Genomic DNA, 501 nt, shown 5'->3' on the forward strand with positions numbered 1-501 from the left:
GCCCGTCCCCGCGCGCCGGCCGGTCGCGCATGCAGGCGGCCATCGCGGCGACGCCGAGCGAGGCAGGCAGGATCGCCAGGGATGGGACGACGGTGAGCGCGGCCGTGGCCGCCCCCGCGAGGCAGCCGCCGATGGCGCCGAGATCCCACCAGAGGAGCAGGAGACCCGCGGCGACGCCGAAATCGGCCGCCGGCCCGAACCGGGGCAGGATGAAGCCGCCCAGGAGCGGCGCCACCACGGCGATCAGGCCGGTGGCGGCCTGGCGGGCGGCGATCTGCCGGCCGCGGGTCTCGCCCGCGGTGGTGACGGACGAGGCCGCGTGCAGGATCGGCCAGTAGAGCGACTCCGACAGCGCGACGACGCCGATCCAGGCGATCAGCCAGCGCAGATCCCCGGCCTGCGCCAGGGGCCAGAATTGCAGGGCGTTGACGGCGATGCCGAGCACCAGGGCGCGGCGCAGACCGATGCGCCGCACCAGCGGCAGCACCGCAAGACGCAACG

1 protein-coding gene is annotated in these 501 nt (G+C 76.0%); it reads right to left on the reverse strand.

Features of this window, described 5'->3' with window-relative positions:
* A partial coding sequence (locus tag VQ03_RS30605) for an MFS transporter (RefSeq protein ID WP_167376157.1) occupies positions 1–501 on the reverse strand: 501 nt, incomplete at both ends.

Origin of the sequence: Methylobacterium tarhaniae (genome assembly GCF_001043955.1) — a bacterium.
Lineage (GTDB): Bacteria > Pseudomonadota > Alphaproteobacteria > Rhizobiales > Beijerinckiaceae > Methylobacterium > Methylobacterium tarhaniae.